Genomic DNA, 2678 nt, shown 5'->3' with positions numbered 1-2678 from the left:
TGTGGGGCTGCTCCTCGATGAACTGGGCGCCGAGGATCTCGCGGACGACCGCCTCGCCGTAGCGCTGACGGCCGTCGGCGGTCGCCGAGCGGGTCGTGCGGGTGACCGGGCGCGCGGCGGGAGCCGGACGCTCGGCGACGGGGGCGGGCCGCGACGGGGCGGCGGGGTCGGGCGCGGCGGCGGGCTCGCCGGGAGGTGCGACGGTCGCCCAGGAGTCGGGCATCGGCGGCTCGACCGGCGGCATGTCCTCCTCCGGCGGCTCCTCGTCGAACGGGGGCTCGTCGCCGGCGGGAACGGCTTCAGCGGCGGCGACGGGAGCGGCGCGCACCGGCTCGGCGGCCGCGGCGGGGGCCTCCACCGGAGCGGAGGGAGCAGCCGCCTCGGCCGCAGGGGGCGGATCGGCGGGGATCGCCACCGTGGCCCATCCGTCGGAGCCGGTCGCGGCCGGGATCGGCGCAGCCGGGGCGGGCGCGGCGGTCGCCTCGACGGCGGCGCGCTCGGCCTCCGGGGCGGCAGCGCGAGGCTCGACGCGGGCGATGTACTTCACCCGCAGGCCGAGGACCTGCTGGATCGCCTGACGCAGGTACTCGCTGACTCCGGCCTGCCCGGCGGTTCCCGGCATCTTGAACGACTCGACGTCGTTCTGGCTCGGGAACGAGAGGGTCAGCACGTCGTCCTTGAGGGCGCGCACCTGGGCGGTGTAGGCCACCAGCCAGGCGGTCATCTTCGCCTTCTGCACGACCTCGAGGATCTCGGGCCAGGTGTCCTTCATCCGCTGGAGGGTGACCGCGCCGTCGGCGGGTGCGTCGCCCGCGGCCGCAGCGGGTGCGGAGGCAGCGGGCGCCGAGGCTGGGGCCGCCTCAGGGGACGCAGCGGCCTGATCCGACGGCTCCTGCTCGTCCGGCTCCGGACGAGCCGCCGCGGCGGTCGTCGCGCGGGGGCGTCCTGACTCGGCCGGCGCGGACTCGTCCGCCTCCGGCGCGGCCGCCGTCTCGTCGGGCCCCTTCACCGGCGGCGCAGCGACCGGTTCGGACGCCGTCACCGGCGCCTCGGTGCGCGGAGCGGCCGCGATGGACTCGGGCACCGAGCCGGGAGCGGCGGCGTGCGAGGCGTGGTGGGGCTCGGGCGCACGGGACGGCTCGGACGCGCGCGACGCCTCGGACGACCGCGGGGCGGGCGCCGCGGACTCGCGCGGCGCGGCCACGTGCCGCGGGCGCTCCTCCTGGGCAGCAGCGGGCGCGATGCCGGCGCCGGTGCCGTGCACCAGGGTGCGGGCGATCATCAGCTCGAGGTGCAGGCGCGGCGAGGTCGCACCGGTCATCTCGGTGAGGGCCTCGTTGACCACGTCGGCGATGCGGGAGAGCTCGGCCAGGCCGAGCGCGCGCGACTGGCCGGCCATGCGGTCGAGCTCGTCCTGCGAGACGCCGCGGAGGACGGCCGAGGCCGCTCCCCCGGTCGCGGCGACGACGATCAGGTCGCGGAGCTTCTCGAGCAGGTCCTCGACGAAGCGGCGCGGGTCCTGCCCCGTCTGGATGACGCGGTCGACCGCTCCGAACGCCTCGGCGGAGTCGTGCTCGGCGAGCGCGTCGACCACCTCGTCGAGCAGGGCGCCGTGGGTGTAGCCGAGGAGGGCGACGGCCCGCTCGTACTCGACGGTCTCGGCCTCGGAGCCGGCCATCAGCTGGTCGAGCAGGGAGAGCGTGTCGCGGACGGACCCGCCGCCCGCGCGGACCACGAGCGGCAGCACGCCGGCCGCCACGTGCACGCCCTCGCGCTCGCAGAGCTCCTGCGTGTAGTCGAGCATCTGCGCCGGCGGGACGAGCCGGAACGGGTAGTGGTGCGTGCGCGAGCGGATCGTGCCGATGACCTTGTCCGGCTCCGTGGTCGCGAAGATGAACTTCACGTGCTCCGGCGGCTCCTCCACGATCTTGAGCAGCGCGTTGAAGCCCTGCGGCGTGACCATGTGCGCCTCGTCGAGGATGAAGATCTTGAAGCGGTCGCGCGCCGGGGCGAAGATGGCGCGCTCGCGCAGATCGCGCGCGTCGTCGACTCCGTTGTGGCTCGCCGCGTCGATCTCGACCACGTCGAGCGAGCCCTGGCCCTCGCGGCTGAGCTCGACGCAGCTGTCGCAGACGCCGCAGGGGGTGTCGGTCGGGCCCGTCGCGCAGTTGAGGCAGCGGGCGAGGATGCGCGCCGAGGTGGTCTTGCCGCAGCCGCGGGGGCCGCTGAAGAGGTAGGCGTGGTTGACGCGGTTGGTGCGGAGCGCCGTCATGAGCGGATCCGTCACCTGGGACTGGCCGATCATCTCGGCGAACGTCTCGGGCCGGTACCGGCGATACAGGGCTGCTACCACCCGACAAGAGTAGCCGCGACCTCCGACACCGGAGCCGGGACGGCGGACCTCCGAGCGCGCGTAGCCTCGGTCCCGTGCTCCCGCCGCCTCCGCTCCCCCGCTTCGACGCGGTCGTGCTCGCCGGCGGACGCGCTTCCCGCCTCGGCGGCGCGGTCAAGCCGCTCCTCCGGCACCGCGAGTCGACGCTCCTCGGCACCGCCCTCGCAGCCGTGCGCGGAGCCGAGCGGAGGGTCGTGGCCGGACCGTGGTCGCTCGCACCGGCTGTCGACGGCGCCGAGCTCGTCCAGGAGGATCCGCCGTTCGGCGGCCCGGTCGCGGGCCTGGC

General features: G+C 75.8%; 2 protein-coding genes. One reads left to right on the top strand and one right to left on the bottom strand.

Annotation, left to right across the window (positions count from 1 at the left end):
* A partial coding sequence (locus C5C36_RS17145) for a DNA polymerase III subunit gamma and tau (RefSeq protein ID WP_104310109.1) occupies positions 1-2353 on the bottom strand: 2353 nt, incomplete at its 3' end.
* A 74-nt stretch (positions 2354-2427) separates the two neighbouring features.
* On the opposite strand from C5C36_RS17145, the gene C5C36_RS17140 reads away from it, so the two are divergent.
* On the top strand, positions 2428-2678 hold a 251-nt coding region (locus C5C36_RS17140; RefSeq protein ID WP_258072331.1), incomplete at its 3' end, for a molybdenum cofactor guanylyltransferase.

The organism is Rathayibacter sp. AY1G1 (assembly GCF_002932095.1).
Taxonomy (GTDB): domain Bacteria; phylum Actinomycetota; class Actinomycetes; order Actinomycetales; family Microbacteriaceae; genus Rathayibacter.
The sequence above is the reverse complement of the archived record's forward strand: the minus strand, read 5'-3'. Positions and strand labels throughout refer to the sequence as shown.